The 19,615-nt window shown below is 48.4% G+C and carries 22 protein-coding genes and 1 pseudogene; 2 read left to right on the top strand and 21 right to left on the bottom strand.

Translation table 11 applies throughout. From position 1 onward, the window contains the following. Position 1: 1 nt before the first annotated feature. From KVT34_RS25835 to KVT34_RS25820, 4 genes are all read right to left on the bottom strand, one after another. Positions 2-949: a carbohydrate ABC transporter permease gene (locus tag KVT34_RS25835; RefSeq protein WP_217562484.1), complete on the bottom strand. Its 948-nt coding sequence runs from the start codon at positions 947-949 to the stop codon at positions 2-4. A 324-nt stretch (positions 950-1,273) separates the two neighbouring features. Further along, positions 1,274-2,269, bottom strand: a complete 996-nt coding sequence (locus tag KVT34_RS25830) for a Gfo/Idh/MocA family protein (RefSeq protein WP_217562482.1) — start codon at positions 2,267-2,269, stop codon at positions 1,274-1,276. A 168-nt stretch (positions 2,270-2,437) separates the two neighbouring features. After that, the gene (locus KVT34_RS25825; protein ID WP_217562481.1) at positions 2,438-3,202 is read right to left on the bottom strand and encodes an ABC transporter permease; all 765 of its coding nucleotides are present in this window, start codon (positions 3,200-3,202) and stop codon (positions 2,438-2,440) included. Further along, a complete protein-coding gene (locus tag KVT34_RS25820) occupies positions 3,202-3,948 on the bottom strand; it encodes an ABC transporter ATP-binding protein (protein ID WP_217562478.1) in 747 nt (248 codons plus the stop codon). Before KVT34_RS25820 ends, KVT34_RS25825 begins: the two co-directional genes overlap by 1 nt. A gap of 264 nt (positions 3,949-4,212) precedes the next feature. Between KVT34_RS25820 and KVT34_RS25815 the strand changes: the two genes are divergently transcribed. Further along, entirely contained in the window at positions 4,213-4,734 is a 522-nt protein-coding gene (locus KVT34_RS25815) for a hypothetical protein (RefSeq protein WP_217562476.1), read from the top strand. An 83-nt stretch (positions 4,735-4,817) separates the two neighbouring features. On the opposite strand, the gene KVT34_RS25810 is transcribed toward KVT34_RS25815, so the two are convergent. From KVT34_RS25810 to KVT34_RS25775, 8 genes are all read right to left on the bottom strand, one after another. Beyond that, a complete protein-coding gene (locus KVT34_RS25810; protein ID WP_217562474.1) occupies positions 4,818-4,994 on the bottom strand; it encodes a hypothetical protein in 177 nt (58 codons plus the stop codon). A 334-nt stretch (positions 4,995-5,328) separates the two neighbouring features. Then, positions 5,329-5,940, bottom strand: coding sequence for a flavin reductase family protein (locus KVT34_RS25805; RefSeq protein ID WP_217562472.1), 612 nt, complete (start codon positions 5,938-5,940; stop codon positions 5,329-5,331). A gap of 145 nt (positions 5,941-6,085) precedes the next feature. Continuing rightward, entirely contained in the window at positions 6,086-6,697 is a 612-nt protein-coding gene (locus KVT34_RS25800; protein WP_217562512.1) for an alpha/beta hydrolase, read from the bottom strand. A 2-nt stretch (positions 6,698-6,699) separates the two neighbouring features. After that, positions 6,700-7,650, bottom strand: coding sequence for a ring-cleaving dioxygenase (locus KVT34_RS25795; protein WP_217562470.1), 951 nt, complete (start codon positions 7,648-7,650; stop codon positions 6,700-6,702). Between the two features lie 64 nt (positions 7,651-7,714). Then, on the bottom strand, positions 7,715-8,341 hold the full coding sequence (locus KVT34_RS25790; RefSeq protein WP_217562468.1) for a nitroreductase family protein: 627 nt from the start codon (positions 8,339-8,341) through the stop codon (positions 7,715-7,717). 132 nt (positions 8,342-8,473) lie between these two features. Then, positions 8,474-9,205, bottom strand: a complete 732-nt coding sequence (locus KVT34_RS25785) for a pirin family protein (protein WP_217562466.1) — start codon at positions 9,203-9,205, stop codon at positions 8,474-8,476. Positions 9,206-9,291: 86 nt separating this feature from the next. Beyond that, complete coding sequence (locus KVT34_RS25780; RefSeq protein ID WP_217562464.1) at positions 9,292-9,756, bottom strand: MarR family winged helix-turn-helix transcriptional regulator; 465 nt, start codon at positions 9,754-9,756, stop codon at positions 9,292-9,294. A 157-nt stretch (positions 9,757-9,913) separates the two neighbouring features. Continuing rightward, positions 9,914-10,354, bottom strand: a complete 441-nt coding sequence (locus tag KVT34_RS25775) for an NTF2-like N-terminal transpeptidase domain-containing protein (RefSeq protein ID WP_217562462.1) — start codon at positions 10,352-10,354, stop codon at positions 9,914-9,916. A gap of 133 nt (positions 10,355-10,487) precedes the next feature. Here KVT34_RS25775 and KVT34_RS25770 point away from each other — a divergent pair, with 133 nt between their 5' ends. Continuing rightward, complete coding sequence (locus KVT34_RS25770; RefSeq protein WP_217562460.1) at positions 10,488-10,913, top strand: hypothetical protein; 426 nt, start codon at positions 10,488-10,490, stop codon at positions 10,911-10,913. Positions 10,914-11,434: 521 nt separating this feature from the next. Here KVT34_RS25770 and KVT34_RS25765 read toward each other — a convergent pair. The 9 genes and pseudogenes from KVT34_RS25765 to KVT34_RS25730 all read right to left on the bottom strand — a co-directional run bounded on the left by KVT34_RS25765 (position 11,435) and on the right by KVT34_RS25730 (position 19,486). After that, the gene (locus KVT34_RS25765; protein WP_217562458.1) at positions 11,435-11,794 is read right to left on the bottom strand and encodes a hypothetical protein; all 360 of its coding nucleotides are present in this window, start codon (positions 11,792-11,794) and stop codon (positions 11,435-11,437) included. Between the two features lie 552 nt (positions 11,795-12,346). Further along, a complete protein-coding gene (locus KVT34_RS25760; protein WP_217562456.1) occupies positions 12,347-13,087 on the bottom strand; it encodes a hypothetical protein in 741 nt (246 codons plus the stop codon). A gap of 85 nt (positions 13,088-13,172) precedes the next feature. Further along, complete coding sequence (locus KVT34_RS25755) at positions 13,173-13,982, bottom strand: M23 family metallopeptidase (RefSeq protein WP_217562454.1); 810 nt, start codon at positions 13,980-13,982, stop codon at positions 13,173-13,175. A gap of 124 nt (positions 13,983-14,106) precedes the next feature. Continuing rightward, positions 14,107-14,661 carry a VanZ family protein gene (locus KVT34_RS25750; RefSeq protein WP_217562452.1) on the bottom strand — a complete coding sequence of 185 codons (555 nt, stop codon included), beginning with the start codon at positions 14,659-14,661 and terminating at the stop codon, positions 14,107-14,109. A gap of 17 nt (positions 14,662-14,678) precedes the next feature. Beyond that, the gene (locus tag KVT34_RS25745) at positions 14,679-15,194 is read right to left on the bottom strand and encodes a DUF3221 domain-containing protein (RefSeq protein ID WP_217562450.1); all 516 of its coding nucleotides are present in this window, start codon (positions 15,192-15,194) and stop codon (positions 14,679-14,681) included. Positions 15,195-15,341: 147 nt separating this feature from the next. Continuing rightward, positions 15,342-16,688 carry a family 8 glycosyl hydrolase gene (locus KVT34_RS25740; protein WP_217562447.1) on the bottom strand — a complete coding sequence of 449 codons (1,347 nt, stop codon included), beginning with the start codon at positions 16,686-16,688 and terminating at the stop codon, positions 15,342-15,344. A gap of 620 nt (positions 16,689-17,308) precedes the next feature. Then, the gene (locus KVT34_RS25735) at positions 17,309-18,034 is read right to left on the bottom strand and encodes a hypothetical protein (RefSeq protein WP_217562445.1); all 726 of its coding nucleotides are present in this window, start codon (positions 18,032-18,034) and stop codon (positions 17,309-17,311) included. 11 nt (positions 18,035-18,045) lie between these two features. Then, positions 18,046-18,366 (bottom strand): annotated as a pseudogene (locus tag KVT34_RS33020) (DUF7689 domain-containing protein); the annotation flags it as partial. Between the two features lie 172 nt (positions 18,367-18,538). Continuing rightward, entirely contained in the window at positions 18,539-19,486 is a 948-nt protein-coding gene (locus KVT34_RS25730; RefSeq protein WP_217562443.1) for an ABC transporter substrate-binding protein, read from the bottom strand. Positions 19,487-19,615: the final 129 nt, after the last annotated feature.

The following is a 19,615-nucleotide window of genomic DNA, read 5'->3' as shown; positions in this document are numbered from 1 at the left end:
CCTATCCGTAGTGAACCTGGCGTTTCTGAATCTGCCAGGAAATCAGAGTGATAAGGCCGACAATGGCGAATAGCAGCCACGAAATCGAAGAAGCGTAGCCCATCCGGAAATTGCGGAAGCCTTCTTCGTAAATCCGGTACACCAGCACCGTGGAGGCGTTATTGGGACCGCCGCTCGTCAGGAAGGCGATCAGATCGAACACCTTGAACGAACCCATCAGCAGCGTGATAAACAAGAACGTATTCGTCGGGCCGAGCATCGGCATCGTGATTTTGTAAAACTTCTGCAGAGAGCTCGCGCCGTCAATGCTGGCGGCTTCGTACATATCGTCCGGAATTCCCGACAGGCCCGCCATATAAATAATGATCTGATAGCCCAGTCCCGCCCAGATGGCGATAATCGCGATGGACAGCAGGGCATATTTCGGATCTGCCAGCCACATCGGCGGATTGTCGATCCCCATGCTTTTCAGAAAGCCGTTAATCGGCCCCAGCGAAGGGTGGTACAAAGCGCTCCAGACCGCGCCGACCGCGATGATCGACGAAATGTACGGAATAAAAAACGCCACTTTAAAATAGCTCTGCGCATACACTTTCGTGTGAATCAGCACCGCAAGCACCAGGGACAGCGCCATGCCGACCGGTACCGTAAGGACGGTGTAGATCAAGTTGTTTTTGATCGCGGCAAGAACCTTATCGTCTTGGAACATTTCTACATAGTTTTGCAGACCGACGAATTTGACGGAAGACATCCCGCCCAGCAGGTTCCAGTCGCACAAGCTCATATAAAGGGAAAATAAGACCGGGAATAAATACAGCAGCACAATGCCGATCAGCTCCGGGGACAGAAACAGCCAGCCTATCGTAGCCTCTTTCCTCCGGTGGTTCCAAAACGGCTTCTTGGGAGCCGACGCGGCTGCCCTGCTCACATTCGAGCTGTCCTGTTTCATACTCAAGCACCTCTCTACCTTGATGGTACCTTCACTATACGATGACCGGACGAACGGGACCGATTCGGATTCTGACCAAAATGTGCACTATTTTGACTTTGCTTTCGGGGAACGCCTGCAGGAACTCAAGGAGAAAAATGTCTGCCGGACGATGACCGGAAGGAGATTGAGAAGAAGGCCCTGGAGCAGGTGACCGGCTCAAATTGGGCCGCAAAGCCCGTCTTGTCATCCTGACGGGTGAATTCCAAATCCACAGTAAATAACCACGGTCGCGGCGACCGTGGTTACTCCGGTTTATTACCTATCCTTGAGACAACTGCTCTGTCACACGGATGTTTGCTTGTCCGTGGGGAATACAAGCCCGATTTGCCTGCGGGCTTCGTCCATAATTTCCATCGCGGTCAGCGAAACCTCGTGGGAATTGACGGCGGATTCCGTCTTGCCTTCCCGGATCAGGTCGATAAATTCCTGAACCTCGTAATACATGTTCCGCGCGATCTGAGGCTGCGTAAGATCCTCCACGGAGCCGTCCCTGTAGCGGATTTCGACTTGTTCCGGCTGGCTGATCTTGTCGATCACCATCGTGCCGTTCTCGCCCTGAATCTCCGAGGACTGATAGGAATGCGTAATTTTCGAATGCATAATAACGGCGTCCATCTCCCCGTACTTGAGCAGCACGCTGCCCTCTCCGTCCACGCCCGATTCCAGCAGCATGCCGCCCGCCTTTACGGCGTCCGGTTTGCCGAACAGCTGAACGGCCGGATGCACGCAGTATACCCCGAGATCCATCATGGACCCGTTGGAAAAAACGGGGTTGAACGCGTTCAGGACGGTGCCCTGCTTGTACGCGTCATAGCGCGAAGAATACTGGCAGTAGCTGCCGAAATACCGGCGTACCGGACCGATTTTGTGAAGATTGTCCCGGATGGCCTTGAAGTTCGGAAGCAGCGTGGATTTCAAAGCTTCCATCAGCAGCACTTTGTTTTCCTTCGCCGCCTCGATCATCGCGCGGAGTTCCCGCGTATTGGAAGCGATAGGCTTCTCGCACAGCACGTGCTTGCCGCCCTTCATCAGCGCAATGGCCTGCTCGGCATGAAAAGAATTGGGGCTGGCGATATACACCGCGTCGAATTCGTCGCTCTGAGCCATGGCTTCCAGGTCCGTATATATGTGCGGGATATCGAATTTGTCCGCAAATTGCCGCGCCCGCTCCGCCGTGCGGGAATAAACCCCGGTGAGCCGGAAGTCTTTCGACTCCTTGCCGGCATGAATGAGCTCTTCCGTAATCCAATTCGTTCCTACGACTGCAAATCTGGTCATCCTCGTCTTCCTTTCTTTTCAACCGTTATGTATGAGTTCTAGTTTATCATGCCCGGTACTATCGGCAAAATAACGGCGGCATCGGGTAAATGCGGTCCTGGTCTTATGCGACTGGTGCCGTTGTGAGGCTTCACTGCCGCCGAACCAGGAAGAACGGACCGCCTCCCTCTACAGCTTTTTCGCGTCCTGCACCCTCAGCCGCCCGTCCTCCGTAAACCACAGAGGCGCGCTCAGCAAACCGAGCAGCATGGCGGTCAGCGCCGCGGCCGAGGACAGCACGAACATAATCAGAATCTGATAGCGCACCGCCTCCACCGGATCGGCTCCCGCCGCGATCATGCCGGTCATCATGCCCGGAAGCTGAACGAGTCCCGTCGTCTTCATGCCGTCGAGTGTCGGAATCATGCCGGAGCGGACCGACCGCTTGATCGACGCGTGAATCGCCTGCTTCGCCGTGGCGCCCAAAGCAAGCAGAGCTTCGATCTCTCCGCGGGCCGCCTCCATTTCCCTTTTCATCGCATTCAGAAAAAGACCCGCCACGATCATCGAACTTCCGATGGTAATCCCGCTGATCGGGATAATGAACTGCGGAATCGCTTCGATGATGCCGAACCCGAGCAGCAGCGCCATCGTCACGGCCTCGGTGCAAGCCAGAGCGAGGGCGATTCGGGCCTTGATGCCGGGAATCTCCTTAGCCCGTTTGCCCACGTTCCAGGTGGCGACCGCGATCATAGCCGCCACGATCAAGACCATAAACAACGGGTGCTTGGCATCGAACACCATATGCAGCACATACCCGACAAACAGGAGCTGTACGGCGGAACGTATCGTGCCGACGATAATTTCTTTCTCCAGTCCCAGCTTCTGTCTCATGGACAGCAAAATCGTCACGGCTACGAACACCAGCGTGCTGGCCAGCGCAAGATTGGACATCAGTACTCCTCCCTTTCCCGGTCCGGACGCGAGATAAAACGGCGCGCCTGCTCGGTCGAAGGCTCCCGGAAAAATTCCGCGGTCAGCGCCGATTCCATCAGCCGCCCTTCGTCCATAAACCATACGGAATCGCTCGTTTGAGCCGCCTGCTCCAGATCATGCGTAATCCAGACAAGCGACGCGCCGCCGCTTTGCGACCAATCGACGAGCAGACGCTCGGCCGCCCTCTTGCTGCCGGGATCGAGCGACGCCGTCACTTCGTCGAGCAGCATCACGTCCGGCTGAAGGAGCATGGCCCGGACGAGAGCCGTCCGCTGCTTTTCCCCGCCGGACAAATCTCCGCCCTGCTTCGACCAGTCCAGACCGTCCAGACCTAGCGCGGCCATATACCGTTCTGCGAGCCCGCGGTCGAACGGAGTTCCGTGCAGCCTGCTCACCGTCTGCAAATTTTCTTCCACGCTGCCCGGCAGCATAACCGGCTGCTGGGCGACGTAGCAGATTTTTTTGCGCCACTCCTGCGGTTTCCAACCGTCTGCGCTTTTGCCATATAGCCTGAGTTCCCCTTCATCCGGCCGGTCGAGACGAGCCAGTATGCGGAGCAGCGTCGTTTTCCCCTGCCCCGACGTCCCGATCACCGCAACGCGCTCACCCTCCCCAACCTCAGCCGAGATGTCCCGGAACAAGTAATCGGAGGGGCGGTCGTGCCTTTTTTTTGAAATGCCGTTCAGAATCAGCCTCGTACCCACTATGTAACACTCCCTGCCGCAAACGCCTCAAGCATCCGCTAGTCGTTATCCCCCATTATAGCCCGGGACGGACCCGACGAAAATACACGACGAGTACGGAATCGTTCCGGTGAAATCGCCGGAGGCGAGTTGAACTTGATTATCCGCCTCAATAAACATACGCTGTTAATGATGAAGTTCATCAACCAACGTTCGCGAAAGGAGCCAGAGCATGATCCTTTTACACTACAGGTTGCGTAACATCTCCCCTCTACGAGATCAGAGATGAATAAGATTAAGGAACTAGACCGCCTTTTCAGAGAGCGCCGGTTACCTCTTTCCTATTCCCTGGAAGCCGTGGAGCGTTTTCTTAAAGAAACTTACAGAGCCGTTCGGGTTAGCCGGGAGGAACGTGAAGCAAGCTTTATGAGCTTGCCGGGCGAGCCCGATCGAATCCTGGATCTGTACAAAATCGACGACCCAGATGTCCTGTCGGGATTGACAGACGAAGAAGAGAAGTCTCATCACCGGGAGTTTCAGACTTTGTATGAAACAATTCCCATGCACCCCGATGAAAATAAAAAAAGAGCGCAGGTTCAAAGAAGCATTCAGCAGGGTTCTCTCCTTTTTGTTTCTATCGAAGGCGACGACAACGGAAACTTGAAATCTTTCACCATCCATGGCGAGAGCCGAAAGCTGGTTACTCACCTCAGCATGTTTCTGGGGATAAAATCCGGTGAATGCAGCCTGGAGAACGAAGTATACACCAAATATCTGCTGCTCCTGGCGGAGTGCGGCATGTTGTAGACACGAGTATCTTTTTTTAAACAAATAAGCCCCATCCTATTGGACGGGGCTTTTATTTAGTACCTGATGTATGGAGCGCTGATCTAATTCTCTTCCGTTCCTCCAGCCGCCCAATACCCAGCCGGATAAGCAACCAAGAGTGTAGCAATAAATTGATAAGTCATGTCTGAATCATAATAAAGGTCAAGTCTTGTTGCAATCGTAATGACTGCAAGGACAAAAGGGACAGTCAGAATTATTCTCTGGGTGCGGGTTTTCACAGCATCACCACCCTTTTTTTAAAATCGTAGTAATTTTTCGCAGTTATCACCGTTAAATTTTACCAATAATTTACATGTTAGTCAAAGGTAAAAATATAGCTTCATTCGCAAAAAAACTACAAACAACGTGACAACTATTTTCATGAGTTGCTCGGTGAATCCATGAAAACGACCTTTCACCCCGAAGTAAATCCCGCGCAAAACAAAAGCTGCGGATCTTTCCGGTATTCCCGGAAAAGAGCGCAGCTCTTTACTTTTTCGATAACCTTTTCTCCGGTTGAGCGAAAGCCAGGCAGTCACCGCTAGCTATCGCCGCCCAATCTGCCGCCTCCGCTCACTCCGGCCGCTCCAGCGAGAAAATCTCGCCAAGCTTGCTGTAGCTGCTGCCGGCGAGCCGGCTGACCGGACGGAGCGCGATCGGATCGATGCGCCCTCCGCTGTACAGCTCGTCGGCGATGTGGAAGCGGACCACGCGGCCGATCAGCAGATCGCACGCCGGCGCGGATTCGATGCCGCCGAGCGGGATCGACCGCTCCAGCACGCATTCCATGCGGATCTTCGCTTCCGCTACGCCGGGCACGGCGATTTTGCCGCTCTCGACGAGCGTCAGTCCCGCAAGCTCGATCTCGCTCTCATCCGGCGGCAGGCCTGCCGCCGTGGCGTTGATCGCGTCGATGTACGACTCGTCGCTGATGTGAACGACGAACGCGCCCAGGTCCCGTGCGTTGCGAGCCGTATCCTTCGGCTCTCCGTTCTTCCGCTGGACGGAGACGGAAATCAACGGCGGGTTCGCCGTCACAATGTTGAAGTAACTGAACGGCGCCGCATTGACGACACCTTCTTTGGACAGCGTCGTCACGAACGCGACAGGCCGGGGAATGATACTCCCGATCAGCAGCTTATACGTTTCGCGTTCGCTCTGGCTTTCCGGGTCAATCTCAATCATATGTCTCTCCCCTTTCCCCTTCCCGTCTCCGCTTCCGCGGAACGGGGGATTGTGACGCCGGCGAGGCAGCTCCATCAGGCGGCGCTTCCTGTCCTGCAGGGTTACGCCGCGGCTCTGATTCCGTGCTTCGCACGCAGCCTCAGCCTCAGCCCTTAAAACGCTCCGCAAACCAGCGGGCCGCGGCGTCAACTTCCGAACCCGTCAGCTGGTGCCCGTAGTTCTCCCAGTGAAGGTCCACTTCGGCGCCCGCCGCTTCCAGCAGGCTCTTAAGCTCCTCCGTCTCCTCCGGCGTGCAGAGCGGATCGTTCTTGCCGGCGCCGATAAAGACGGGGAGACCCGCGGAATCAGGCAGCTCAATACCTCTACGGGGCACCATCGGATGATGAAGGATCGCCCCTTTCAACGCCTGCTTATAGTGGAAAAGCAGGCTTCCCGCAATGTTCGCTCCGTTTGAGTAGCCGACGGCAACGAGATTACCGCGGTCGAACCCGTACTTTTCCGCCGCCTCGTTCAGAAACCCGCCCAGCTCCTCCGTGCGGAATACGAGATCTTCCTCGTCGAATATGCCCTCCGCCAGTCTGCGGAAAAAGCGCGGCATCCCGTTTTCGAGCACATTGCCCCGAACGCTCAGCACCGAGGATTCCGGCGAGATACGCTCGGCCAGCGGAAGCAAATCGTGCTCGGTTCCTCCCGTCCCGTGAAAAAGAACCAGAACAGGCGCGGCCGGATTGCTTCCCTCACGGTATACATGCTTCATCGTCATTGTTTATCCGCCTCCAATACACGGACTTCGATAGGAGGAAGTCCTTTCTGGATCGTCGCCCGGTGAGGTTCGTACCACTCCGGCAGCACAAGCTCTTCGCCAAGCGCTTCGAACGGCTCGTCACGCGTGAAGCCCGGAGGATCCGTAGCGATTTCGAACAAGATTCCGCCCGCCTCGCGGAAGTAAATCGCGTTAAAATACTGACGGTCGATAACCGGCGTCGGCTCGAATCCGTTCGTCTGGACATGATCTCTCCAGTCCTCGTGGTCTTCGAAGTCTTTGGCCCTCCAAGCGATATGATGGACCGTACCCGATCCGCCCGAGCCGTGAGGCACTTCGTCTTTTTTGATATCCACCACATTGCCGATGTCGCCTTCCGATACGAAACGGACCAATCCGTTCTCCTCGGAGGTTCTTGTCAGCCCCATAACATGCTCAACGGTATGCATCGTGCTTTCCGGGTTCACGCTGTAGAGCACCGCGCCCCCGAAGCCCTTGATCGCTTTGTCCGCGGGCACGCCGCCGAACGACCATTTGCTGTCCGCGCCTTCCGCGCGTTCCACCAGCTCAAGCTCCAAGCCGTCGATATCCTGGAACTGGATGTACGTTTCCGAGAAACGCTCCGTCTCACGGTACGAAACATCCAGTTTCCGCAGCCGCTCTTTCCAGAAAGGCAGCGCTCCCTGCGGAACCGCAAAGGTGATAATGCCGACCTGCCCGCCGCCGATACGGCCTTTGCGCGACGTCGCCCAAGGGAAGAACGTGATGGCCGTGCCCGGGCTTCCCGATTCATTGCCGAAATACAGGTGATACACTTCCGGCGCGTCGAAGTTGATCGTTTTTTTCACGAGTCTCAGACCGAGCACACCGGCGTAAAAATCAACGTTCGCCTGCGCGTCTTTCACAAAAGCGGTAATATGATGAATGCCTGCAGTTTTTTTCGTCATGGTTTAGCACCTCTTCGGTTTTATTATAGGTTGGCTTAATAGGAGAAAATTAGTCGGGAGCCCTTCAGAAAGAGTCCCTGCTTACGAACTCGCCGACCGGCTTGCGGTAACCGCGCGGCCTTTGGCCGGATACGTCTTCCTTACCTATCGTAATGAGCAGGGCCGGCACATACCGGTCCGGGATGTTCAGCGCTTCGCGCATGGCATCCGAATCGAAACCGATCATCGGGCAGGTGTCCCACCCTCTGTCTTTGGCGGCCAGCATGAAGGTCATCGCCGACAAGCTTGCGTTGCGGATCGCTTCGTCGCGTTTGAACGCTTCGCCTCTGTCCTCGTAAAACGCCGTGACCGCTTCGATCGTCTGATCATACTCCTGCTTGTTGATTACGCCCAGATTCAGCAGCCCTTCGTTGATCTTGCCGGCATCGTAATGGGCGTCCGTATGACCGAGCACCAGAATCGCGGCCGAGGCCATTTTTACCTTGTACTGCTTGTTAGCGGCCTCATATATCCGCTCCTTCACCGCGGGATCTTTCACGACCACGTAATGCGCGTGCTGCAAATTAAAAGCCGACGGCGCATATTTGACCAGGCTGAAAATCGCATCCAGTTCCTGATCCGGCAGCTCGACACCTTGCACGAATTTGGTGGCGGACCTGCGTTCTTTTAATACCGTTTCGAAATCTTTCATGATCATCTCTCCTATTTCGGCAGTGGTAGGGGTTTGCGTCTATATCAACCGTCAAGCGCGAAGCTTGCGGGAAATGTGTTTCGGTCGTGCGGACTTGTTACGGGAACATGCCGGACAAAAAGCCGCTTACGCTTACGGCAGATCGATCAGCATGAGACGGGCTCCCGTCTCCGTATGCAGTTCGAGCAGCTCCTGCTCCGTAATGCGCGCCGCGTCCCTGCGGGAGAGCTTGTAAGCGCCGTCCGCCGTGGCGGAGCCTTCGATGACGAAGACGTACATCCGTCTTCCCGGCTTCTGACTGAACGCAAGCGCTTGTCCCGGCTCAAGCTCGGCCAGGTAGAGCGTCAGATCCTGATGGATGCGGGCCGGCTTCATTCCGTCATCGCCGTCTTCGGCGCCGGTTTCCCGCGGCCGTCCCGTTACGACGGGCACCCACTCGTTTTTGCGGCTGTCCAGGTCGTAGGCCGCCTGCTCGTAGGAAGGGGTCAGCCCTTCTTCATCCGGGGTAAACCAGAGCTGAAGCAGCTCCACTTCTTCCGAAGTCGAAGGATTCGTCTCGGAATGCTCGATGCCGGTCCCCGCGGTCATCCGCTGGACTTCTCCCGCACGAGTCACCGTTTTGTTGCCCAGCGTGTCTTCGTGCTGAAGCTCTCCCCGGAGCACAACCGTCACAATCTCCATTTCCTCGTGCTTATGGAAATCGAAACCTTTTAGCGGCTGCACTCGGTCATCGTTGAACACCCTCAGCGGCCCGAACTCCGTATTGCCCGGATCGAAATATCCGCCGAATGAAAAGCTGTGGCTCGTATACAGCCAGCCAAAATTTCTCGTAATGCGCGCCAGCGCTCCATGTACTTTGATCATGAGAACCGCTCCCTTCATCCGAATGAACTCCACACGAAATCTTAAATTTAGTTATCTTAATTTTAAGATATGTGTTAAAAAAATTTTCAGCTCTGCTTCTGAGCCGCCCTACCCAGCTTTTTTATCATCTCGATCGCCAGCTTCTTCTCTTCGGCCGTCAATCCGCTCATGCTCGCCCTCACAACCTCGGCATGTTCGGGAAATATATCGTTAAACAGCTCCGTACCCCGATCCGTAATCTCCGCATAAGTCACCCGGCGGTCACTCGGACACGAGATGCGTCTCAGAAGCTCTTTCTTCTCCAGTTTGTCGATATTATAGGTGATGCTTCCGCTGGTCACGAGAATCTTGTCTCCGATCTGTTGAAGGGGAAACTTTCCTTTATGGTACAAAAGCTCCAGTATGGCGAACTCCGAAGGAGACAAGCCGTGTCTTTTCATATCCTTGACCGAGCGGTCCATAATGACCTTCTGGGCTTTCGAAAGGACGACAAACAATTTCAGCGATAAGTCGATGTCTTCATTCACTAAGGTGCTGTCCTGCTCTTGCATGCGGTTCACCACCGTTTCGTTTATATCTCAAATTTGAATATCTTTAATTTAAGATAAATATACACCTCTTTGAAAGAGGTGTCAAGTTGATTTTCCAATGTTTATCCTTCTTAACATCAAACTTTCCAAAAAAACAAACCGACCATAAAGGATCGGTTCACTTTTGATTATTTTCATCTTGGCTTCCCGGAAGACGTAGAACTTTCCAACCATCCTTAGTTTGGATCATTGTAAAAGTGTGGTCTTGTACGGTCTCACCACTTGTATTCTCAACTAATTTAACTGTGGTTTTAATTTTCACTTTTTCATTTGATTCTTGCTGAACCTCTCGTATAGAAACATCCAGAGACTTAATATTTTGAATTTCACGTTGATAGAACTCTTTTTGCAATTTTTTATCCGTATAGTCTTGGTCATCTAATAACTGAGTGACAGTATCAATATCCTTTTTGTTCATGGCTTCAACGTATTTTTGCAAAGTGATTTTCGCTTCCTCTTTGATGCTAGAACTTTTAGTAATTGGAGACTTAAATGCTGTCAATAAAACAGCAAGAAAAATAACTGCCGAGATAATTACTATAAATTCTATTTTTTTCAAAAATTATCCCCTCCACTCAGAGCGTACTTATACATGGATAAATATACCATAAAAAATAGATGAGTGGAAATTTCAAAAACAGTGCCACAGAAATTTATCTCTTTCTTTACTCAGTGTATCAGCTATTCCAGTAATGGCCGCAGATCACCTGACACCAAGCGACAACCCTGCTAAACCAGAACACAGAGCTAATGCACAAGCGGACATTCTCAATGGAAATGCTCTCCCTGCTAAACAGTTTATTCCTAAAAGTTCCGCAAATGAGCTCGTTCCTGCTGGTGATCCAGACCACACACAAATTTATGAATTCACATTCAGTGGTGTATCTGGAACTGGTATTGATTCAAAGAAATTTTATAGCAGCGGTGTAAAACTCGAAATTGATTCATACGCAACACGTTCATCTGGTTCAGATGGCAACTACCAAATCACCTTGTACAAAAAAGGTCTGATTTTTGAACGTGGGGTTCAGGTGTTTGGTCAGGCGATGGCTCTGGTGATTATTTCTTTTGGATTGGCTCAGAAGTTTATCAGCAACTTATCTCTGGAAATGGTGTAGTTTACGACCTTAATAATTAGTTCAAAAGAGGGGGGACGCGGAATGCGTGCCCTTTTCTTTTTAATTTCCTCTTCCCGTTATCCTCTTAGGAAAGCTAAGGGTATGCACACGCCGTATTAAAGAGTACGAAAAACAAGGATGATACAAATTTACCATCTATATAGTTATGGAAAAAGAGAACAAAAACACATGCAACGACTAATTTAATGGGAATATGAGGTGATATCTCGTTAATGTTTGTCGTAACGTTTGTTCTTCGTTTTCTACTCTTAATCCTTATCCAGCAAGCGATCGTGTTACTTATCTCTATTTAACTGATGTATTGCCCTTTACTCCGTATCGTATCGTGACTAGGTGTATAGGCCAACAGTCACCTAAATGTTTTAAAAAGCCGTTTTTTTGTGCCACTTAGCTCAATTTTTTCTCGATTAGTTCCCTCACCTTTTTATTCATTGGGTATAAACAATGATCCAACCCAAAAATACCCTTGCATATGTAAGGGCATTTTAAGAAACTACTTCTCATTCCGGCGAAGGCCCCAGCGGGATGCGGTACTGCGAGCATTCTTCCACGATATGCTCCCCTTGCGAATAAATCCAGCGGAAGCGGAAGTGACTGCCGCCATAGCCCGTTTTCTCGCGGATATCGGGTACAACCACCGTCTCCATATTGTCCATCAGCGTCCGCTGCATATCCGTCAGCCTCTGTTCGTTTGCCTTCCGGCGCTCCTCCGCTTCCTCTTCGGACGGCGAAGTCTGGAGGTAATACTCGCGGCCGATCTCTTCGGCGCTCCAATCCTGCGGCAAAGGCGCTCCCGAACCTCGGAATATTTCCTTTACCGTTTCAATCCAATCGTTGTAAAGATCCATTTCTACTTTCAAAATCAGGTCCCCCGTTCTTCCGGCTAACCGGTTGTCTCTCTGATTTTACCCTATTCCGGGGCGTTTTGGACAGGATATGAGGATTTGTCCGGAGAGGTAATTGACTTAAACTCCAAATCCCGAGAAAAATGAGAAGATTATCAGATTATTTTAAATACACCATTTCTATAGTTTGAATATTACTTGGATCTGTAAATACAATTAAAGGAGATTTCGTTGCCAAATTGTTAGTCCGCAGTGGGGATTGCAATAAGCACATTATGAAGGTGATCCTATATGTTTAAACTAGAATTTAAAAAAGCTGTTTTTAATAAACGCATGCTAGGGGTAATCGTTTTATCTAGGCTTTTAATGTTTGTTTCCGCGTATAATTCTCTATTGAGTTCGTTGATACGAGTGCGGATGATCTAACCGGGGAAGGTATTGAAAAAATTTATGAGATAGGCAGAAATAAGTATCTGTACCGTGGTCGCTTTGGCATTCAGATATAATCCAGACTCGTCTAGAACAAACGAGCAGCCCCTTCTACAAGGGGCTACTCCTTAATTAGCATTACTTTATCGATTCTAACAATATCTTATTCTCTTCCGTTGTTAGCAACCTTGCCCGATTGCCAACTAATAATTGCATGATTTCTTTTTGTATTTGATCCAATTTTTCACTTGGAATCCCGTAATCAACTTGCTCTCTCTCATCCGCATTGGCAAAAAGTTCACTGAAAAACTCATTATTTTCGGGAATTAATAAGGTGACGGGAATTTGAGCCGTTTGTTTGTCTTTATAGAGTTCATACACTGTATTTATACGATAAGAACCCTCACTCTGTTTCTCCCCGTGTTGATAAGTAATGTCCATTTTTATATTCCTAAATGTCGGATAAGGATCGTTTTCACTCAATGGCAGTACTTTTTCTTTATATAAATTCTTCAGTAATTTAAAATCGGGTTGCTTCTCTATTTTTGTTTTAAAGGCCTTTTTGCTCTCTTCTGAAGTATGCCAGGTGATGCTGGCGTAAGTTTCAAATAGTGCCTCTTCATCCTTTTGCCAAAAGAGTTGGGGATAAAAGTCAGTCAAAAACTCGGTTGCAGTGGATAAAGATCCTATTCGCTCAACCGGGGCTAATTTTTTAGCTATTTCAAGTTGGCGATTTGCCAGTTCTATTTTAGTCTGTGCCTTATCATCGGATGTAGAATTTTGAGCTTGCGGCTTATCCTCCTGTTTTTTTAGTTCACAGCCTGTAAAAATGACTAAGGTCATGATTAGTAATGGAACCATAAACTTATGTTGTTTCATTACATTTCAACCCTTTCTGTTAACCTAGATGAGTAATAAACATAACAGCAACACCAGAAAACCATTGCTTTCTGGTGTCAGAGTACTAAATTCCATAATAATTTAATTTAAGTTCTCGTTCCTTTTCGTTTGAAATTTCAAAGTATTCTTTGAAATTAGAAACTTTTACTTCATCTTCCTCAATTGTTTTCTTCCAATTTTCAAATTTGTCTCTTCCAACAAAGTCTATCAATGCATTATCAAAGAATAATTCTTCATCATTTTCATCGACTTCATATGTTCCTACATTTTCTGCGGAGAATAAGCCATTGAGATAGGTAAAAGTAATGCGAGGGTAGGGATAAAAAATCTTTGGATCAATCATATCTGCTTGAGTTAAACCAGTATATTTACCAGCATTATTTACATCAAAGTGAAGATGTGGGTCTACCCCGCCAGAATTCCCCGATACTCCTATTATTTGATCTTTGGTTACTCTCCCACTTTTAACATTTTGTTCGCTTAAATGAAGATATCTTGCAATAATTTTTTTACCTGAATCAGGATCAGTATTATCAGTTTGTAAGATTATATACAATCCACCATTGCTACCCCAGTTACCCGCTCCCAATATGGTTCCATTTTGTGCAGCGTAAACATTAATGAATTTAGCTCTTAAATCAATTCCCTTATGAAACTCGCCTGGCCTGTTGCCGTAATCCGAGGTAATCGTATGTTGGCTGCCAGCCAAAGGAAAACCCCACCAAAAATTTGAATAGGGGTTACTAGGATCAAACTGTGGTTTTACAAATCCACTGTGACTTTCTGAAGAAGCATTTGTTGCTAATGCGGTAGTTTCCAAAGCTCCTGTGAACAGTAAAGCAGCAGATGAAGCTAATAAAAGTATCTTTTTCATATTCGCCTCCAGATCAGTTTATTACATCTAATTACAATTGTACCGTAAAATACAATTTTGTCGAGATTATTTAGATACGTTTCCAATACGTTTTGAGCCTTATTAGCTAAAATTTTCCTAAAGATTAAACGGCAGCGTCCAGCAAAGACGCGAGCCCCCTCTTCTTACCGGAACTGATCCGGCGGACTATAGCCGCAAACAAACGGTAACATCCGTACCCGAGCAGAACGCCGATAAAATTCAGCAGCACATCGTTCACATCTACAGTCCGGTATCCGGCACGGATAAGCAGGGAAAGAACCAACTGGGCGCCCTCGATTGCCACGCCGAACATGACTCCAGCCAGAAGCATCCGTTTTAAACTCACCTTCCGGAGAAAAGGCAGCCCGAACCCGAACGGAACGGAAAGCAAAATATTGTTGTAAATTTGGGCGTCGTCCCAGCGGATGAAGCCGGTCGGATTAAGGTCATAAGAAAGCCGGAACAGGTTATCCTCTCGAACAAACAAGGGCACCGGAAAAAGGGTGTAGCGGATTACGTTGACGACGTAAATATAGAAAATAACATAAAGAACCAAATATAAAAGGCTCCGGTTATGCTTGGTTTTCAGCCGAACGAGTAAAACGATCAGCACAAGGAGAGCCAGCACTGCAGTCGAAGCGTCAAAATCCCAAAGCATACGAACTTCCTCCCAAACTATTCCCGATCTTCGATAACAACCTCAATATCCTTATGGAGGCTATTGTCATAGAGTGTTACATTCCAAACGTTCTTTTCGTTGTCTAGAGAGAGTTTCTTCACAGTCGGGATACGGATCTCTTCCTGATGAAAGGCCCTTCGCAGCACCTCCTCAGGCTCCAAAACCGCGCCTTCAGGCTTCTCCGGTTTCTCTTTAGAGAGGAAGGTTCCGCTTGTTTGTCCCGGATAGGACGTCATGATCATCCCTGTAATCTCAACCGTAACTTTTTCCCCCACCTTAACTTGATCCGCAATTCCCGATATCCAATCCGCATCATAAATTTTTTCGTTACCCATTAAGCTGCTTTCGGAATTGCTCACAAGCAGCGCCCGATTCGCCTTCGTGTCCTTTTTCGCCACATATCCGGTAAAAGTGCTTTTTGACTGTTCCCGACTTTTTGAACTTTCCGGACTCTCTATACATCCCGGCAAGCAGACAAGCACGAAAATAACTAGAAGGATGTTTCGGATCATACACGGCCCCCTGATCTATCCATATATTTCCACACCTTTATAGACTCTATTTCTTCAAAAAAAGTTTCTTTTTCGTCGGTTATACTTCTCTTCCGAAAAAAACGAACAAAAAAAAGATGCCCGGGATGGGCATCTTACTTGGATCGATTACGGCGTCCACCAGTTGCCGGACACCATAATCATGCTGAGCACGCGGATGCTGTTGTCGTAATAGTAGCTGTCGGAGGTCGGCGAGTTCACGATGTCGCTCCACACCTTGTTCAGCCACGTCTGGTTGGACGAATCCACCATCGCGCTGACGGCAAAAGGCGCGGTGAACGCGATCGCGTGACCCGTTTCCATCACCTTGCCGTTCAGTTCATACCCCGAAGCGATCTTGGCCGGGTTGCCTCCGGTTGCGGACTGGATCCAGCTGTTCATTTTGCGGAGCTGGCTCAGCGCCCGGGTATCCCCGCTTATGAGGTAATCCGTCGCGATCCGCCAAGGCGTCCGGCAGGAGTTCCAGCTGTAGTCGTTATCGGTCGCTTCTTCCAGATAACCTTCCGGTGCCGGCGCGTAAGTGCCGTCCGATTTGCGCACGATGAAGTCCGGAAGCAGCCCCGTATTCGGGGAGTTATTTTTGAACACCGTATTGATCACGTTGTAAGTCGTGTCCGTCACTTTATCCCAGTTCGCATTGCCCGTGGCGGCCTTGAACGCCTTGAGATGATTCAGCATAAAATCGGACGCGCGTGTGCCCGGACCGAATTCGGGATCGCTGTCGGAGGCCCAATCGCCTATCTTCAGATGGAAATATTTCGCGTGCACTTCACGCTTCATAATGGCGTTGATGATTTTCACGGCTTCGCTCTTGTAGTTGACCGTTCCCGAGCTGCCCCACTGCTTGTCGGCAAGAAGCAGCGCATACGCGATATCCATATCGCCGTCCGTAGCCGCATCGGCCCCCGAAGTGTCCACGATATTGCCGGACGAATCCTTCGCCTGCTGCCACGCCATCAGAGCCGGATCAATCGAGCTCGGGTGGGCCTTATAGAAGCGGTAAAGCCCGTCGAAATATGTCTGGGCGTCGGCATCGTGACCCGCCATATAAGCGGTGATCAGCATGCCGTATCCGTGGCCTTCCGAGCAGGACACGACGTCCTTCGGTTTCGTTACGATTTTTTCTTTATTATAAAATACGTAATACTGGTTTGAAATCTTCGGATGCTTGACGAGGTATCTCGATTTCCATTCGTCATATTTCGTTTTGACCTGCTGATCGAGCTGGGCTTGGGTATAATTGTTCGGTTTGATCGTGCCGGACGTATACGAGACATGCTGAGGGAACGGTTTTAGAGCGGCTGCCGCGACTGCGTTAACAGCCTGACTTTGTACCAGGGTATCTTCCGAAGCGGATGCGGCCGGTACACCTTGAGCGCCCGCCATAACCGGAGCGGCCACCAGGCTGCATAACAAACAAGCGGATGCGGTGAATCCCAGTAATGTTTTCTTCATCGTTCATTCTCCTCTCTGATTGGCACTGCGTATGAATGAGACCAGCAAAATCCCCGCCCTTTCGCGCGGGCCATCACCTCCCGGAACGCAACGGCCAGACCACACTCCACAGTCCGGTACATAAAGTTAAAGCGTTTTAACTTTTGGCCGTAAAAAAAACAGCTGTCCTTACCTGACCCAACAAAATCGTGAACGAAATTGCGTTTTTCAGAGTAATTCGGCAGCTGCTGCGTTTTGATCCTAACTAAAACTATAAGCGCTTTCAATTTCCTTGTCAACCATAAATTGGGTTTTGCTTTCTGATTTTTTTGTTAGACGAATTATCAAGCTAAGTGCGACAGTTCTTCCAAAGGTACAGAAAGCGTCCTTTGAAGAGGGCCTTTTTTGATAAAAGTATTCCAGCTCCGATACATCCTATACCTGGTCAATTCCATCAAAAAAGAACCCTTCCTTCAAGGAAAGGTTCTTTTCAATCAGCGTGCGCGCTTATAAGGCCACGTCCATCAAAGACGCGAATCCAGTGTCTTTATGTCAGAGGTCTGTTGTTAACCACTAAATGGAAGAATATAAGGCAGCACGATATTAGATTTCTGGTTAATCACGCAGTCCTGCTTTCATCATTATTTTATTCTAAAATATTTATTGATCTCCTTCTCATCTGCAGCTTTCTTAATAAGAGACTTTATAATTTGATTATCTTCTTTATGAAGATCTTTCCATTGCTCAGCTGTTAAATTCATGGATTGTCCTGTACGAGAATCATTTTGGCTAGATAATGTCACTTTTTGCAAAGCTGGCACTAGTTCATTACCTCCACTATCTATAACCTCCAATATATAGGGAATTGCAGGTGCCCCTAGCTCGACAAGCTTATTATTCTTCCACTCTGAAGATTCATTAGCATTTAAAATTTGTTGCACTTTACCGGGAACTGATTGCAAATGAAGTTTCCACGAGCGTACAAACTCTTCGGCATCCGACCATCTATATTCCCCTTTCTTTAAATTAACTTTAGCGATTTCTTCAGCTGCTATAGCCAGAATATATTTATCGAGCCCAAATTTATTACCTTCCGTTATACGTTCCTCAATAATCGGTAGTGCTGAATATCCTAACTGGACAATGCGAGCGTATTCTTTGTTGTTTTTTATATAAGAATAAGGATTTGAGCTCAGGCCTAGCTCCGGATCTTCCTGAAGAAGTCTGCTGATTTCTTTATTCATCTCATCGAGATTAATATATACTTTTGATGATATTGACGCTGTGCTAGGTTGATTAAAAATTAAAAAAGTGAATATTCCCATCAACAACCCTAATACTGCACTTAACAATCCAATCTTTCTCATCAGACCTCTCCTTAGTAATAATATTGAACTGCCGGACCATAACCAGGCGAACTATTATAAGGACTTAAAGAATAGGTGTCTATGATCTCCAACGGGCCCCATTTTGATACAGTGGATGTGCTACTCGTTACCTTAGCGATATGACCAACATTATTTAGAGTTCCATATACAATTAACTTAGGCAGATTACTAGGCGAACCGTTATTCGTACTGCTATATCCGAATTGGTTTAAAACATTAGTCATTTCGGAAGCACTCGGGTCATTAACTCCCCAAGGCCATATCGTAGTGGTTGTCACTCCAAGCACGTAGGCTAAACAATTATATTTTGTGTCATTTGACCCTTTTGTATATAAAGGCCAACATTACTTCTCAAGTGCTCCTGATAATATTCGATGGGCTTGACATACGGGCCATTATTAGCTAAAGCAGATGCAGATATATAAGTTGTACATGCAACTAACAGGACTATAATTGGATACTTAATGTGTTTTAACATACTCATCATCCTTCCTGCTTCGAATACAGACTGGCGTTTCCTTTTAGTTCGGGATGTAAAAACTCAACTAACATGATAAGATCATTTCTTAGCGAACTCACTGAACCGAATAAAATCGGTAATTCCAACACTTGTTTTTGTTTTACTGCATTTAAATTATTCCATTCGGGCCGTTCTTGTATTTTTTTGTACAGACCGTCAATTTGTTTCTCTAAATGCCCTGATATTAAGATATGGCTAGGATTTGCCATAATTATATCATCCAGCTTAATAGAAATATTATAAGGATTCATCATTGAATCGTTATGAGTAATATTATTTCCACCCGCTAGCTTAAGCATTTCATCTTCAAGAGTTATTGGTCCTAGTGCATAATATTGCTTAATTTCTCCAAATTCTATAAAGATATTATTTTCCCAATAAACTGTTTTTCTTTGTAATGGAGCTACTGCCTTCTCAACTAACTCAACCGTAGACCGTAACTGCTCGGATGCCCTGGATGCTTCTGACTGATGATTTAATATATTTCCGATAGTAATCATTTCGTCGGCAATTTTCTTAATTGTCGATTGATCGGAAACATAAGTATGGATGCCTAGGCTAAGCAGATATCGGGCATTTTTACAGTCCCCCTCTAATAGGTATGCCTGGGACATTATAATTACAAGATCTGGTTTAAGTTCGGTTGCTATTCTTCTCTCTGTTTCATGATCAGCCCCTCCTATGCCTTTACCTTCAAACAGGGTATACTCACCAGTCCCTCCAATCTCCTCGATGAATTCCTTTTCCCATTGACTCTGAATAACAATCCGATCCGGCTTTTTGGCGAGATTAATCTCTAAACCGCAAGCATCCGACACTTTTATTGGATAATGGGACTTAGGTGAAGGGGGATCTGAACTGACCGCACTATCGTACGTTGAACACCCCGCCAATAAGCAAATAAGCAGCAATGTAATTAAATATCTTAAGCAGTTAAGAAACCTTTCTGAAATCTGTAAAAATTCGAAAGCTACACTCTCCTTTCCTACTGTAAATACAAAGAAAATTTCTTCATCATTATACTGTATATGTAAAATTAA

The sequence above is a fragment of the Paenibacillus sp. GbtcB18 genome (assembly GCF_019091125.1).
Classification (GTDB): Bacteria; Bacillota; Bacilli; order Paenibacillales; family NBRC-103111; genus Paenibacillus_F; species Paenibacillus_F chitinolyticus.
The sequence above is the reverse complement of the archived record's forward strand: the minus strand, read 5'-3'. Positions and strand labels throughout refer to the sequence as shown.

What these genes read in the sequence shown, in the direction of transcription:
- KVT34_RS25755 (WP_217562454.1), bottom strand. Translation starts at nt 13,982, where the DNA reads ATGAAAAAGATACTTTTATTAGCTTCATCTGCTGCTTTACTGTTCACA.
- KVT34_RS25805 (WP_217562472.1), bottom strand. Translation starts at nt 5,940, where the DNA reads ATGATTGAGATTGACCCGGAAAGCCAGAGCGAACGCGAAACGTATAAG.
- KVT34_RS25750 (WP_217562452.1), bottom strand. Translation starts at nt 14,661, where the DNA reads ATGCTTTGGGATTTTGACGCTTCGACTGCAGTGCTGGCTCTCCTTGTG.
- KVT34_RS25760 (WP_217562456.1), bottom strand. Translation starts at nt 13,087, where the DNA reads ATGAAACAACATAAGTTTATGGTTCCATTACTAATCATGACCTTAGTC.
- KVT34_RS25770 (WP_217562460.1), top strand. Translation starts at nt 10,488, where the DNA reads ATGGCCGCAGATCACCTGACACCAAGCGACAACCCTGCTAAACCAGAA.
- KVT34_RS25825 (WP_217562481.1), bottom strand. Translation starts at nt 3,202, where the DNA reads ATGTCCAATCTTGCGCTGGCCAGCACGCTGGTGTTCGTAGCCGTGACG.
- KVT34_RS25780 (WP_217562464.1), bottom strand. Translation starts at nt 9,756, where the DNA reads ATGCAAGAGCAGGACAGCACCTTAGTGAATGAAGACATCGACTTATCG.
- KVT34_RS25795 (WP_217562470.1), bottom strand. Translation starts at nt 7,650, where the DNA reads ATGACGAAAAAAACTGCAGGCATTCATCATATTACCGCTTTTGTGAAA.
- KVT34_RS25785 (WP_217562466.1), bottom strand. Translation starts at nt 9,205, where the DNA reads ATGATCAAAGTACATGGAGCGCTGGCGCGCATTACGAGAAATTTTGGC.
- KVT34_RS25735 (WP_217562445.1), bottom strand. Translation starts at nt 18,034, where the DNA reads ATGAGAAAGATTGGATTGTTAAGTGCAGTATTAGGGTTGTTGATGGGA.
- KVT34_RS25740 (WP_217562447.1), bottom strand. Translation starts at nt 16,688, where the DNA reads ATGAAGAAAACATTACTGGGATTCACCGCATCCGCTTGTTTGTTATGC.
- KVT34_RS25745 (WP_217562450.1), bottom strand. Translation starts at nt 15,194, where the DNA reads ATGATCCGAAACATCCTTCTAGTTATTTTCGTGCTTGTCTGCTTGCCG.
- KVT34_RS25790 (WP_217562468.1), bottom strand. Translation starts at nt 8,341, where the DNA reads ATGAAAGATTTCGAAACGGTATTAAAAGAACGCAGGTCCGCCACCAAA.
- KVT34_RS25830 (WP_217562482.1), bottom strand. Translation starts at nt 2,269, where the DNA reads ATGACCAGATTTGCAGTCGTAGGAACGAATTGGATTACGGAAGAGCTC.
- KVT34_RS25835 (WP_217562484.1), bottom strand. Translation starts at nt 949, where the DNA reads ATGAAACAGGACAGCTCGAATGTGAGCAGGGCAGCCGCGTCGGCTCCC.
- KVT34_RS25815 (WP_217562476.1), top strand. Translation starts at nt 4,213, where the DNA reads ATGAATAAGATTAAGGAACTAGACCGCCTTTTCAGAGAGCGCCGGTTA.
- KVT34_RS25800 (WP_217562512.1), bottom strand. Translation starts at nt 6,697, where the DNA reads ATGAAGCATGTATACCGTGAGGGAAGCAATCCGGCCGCGCCTGTTCTG.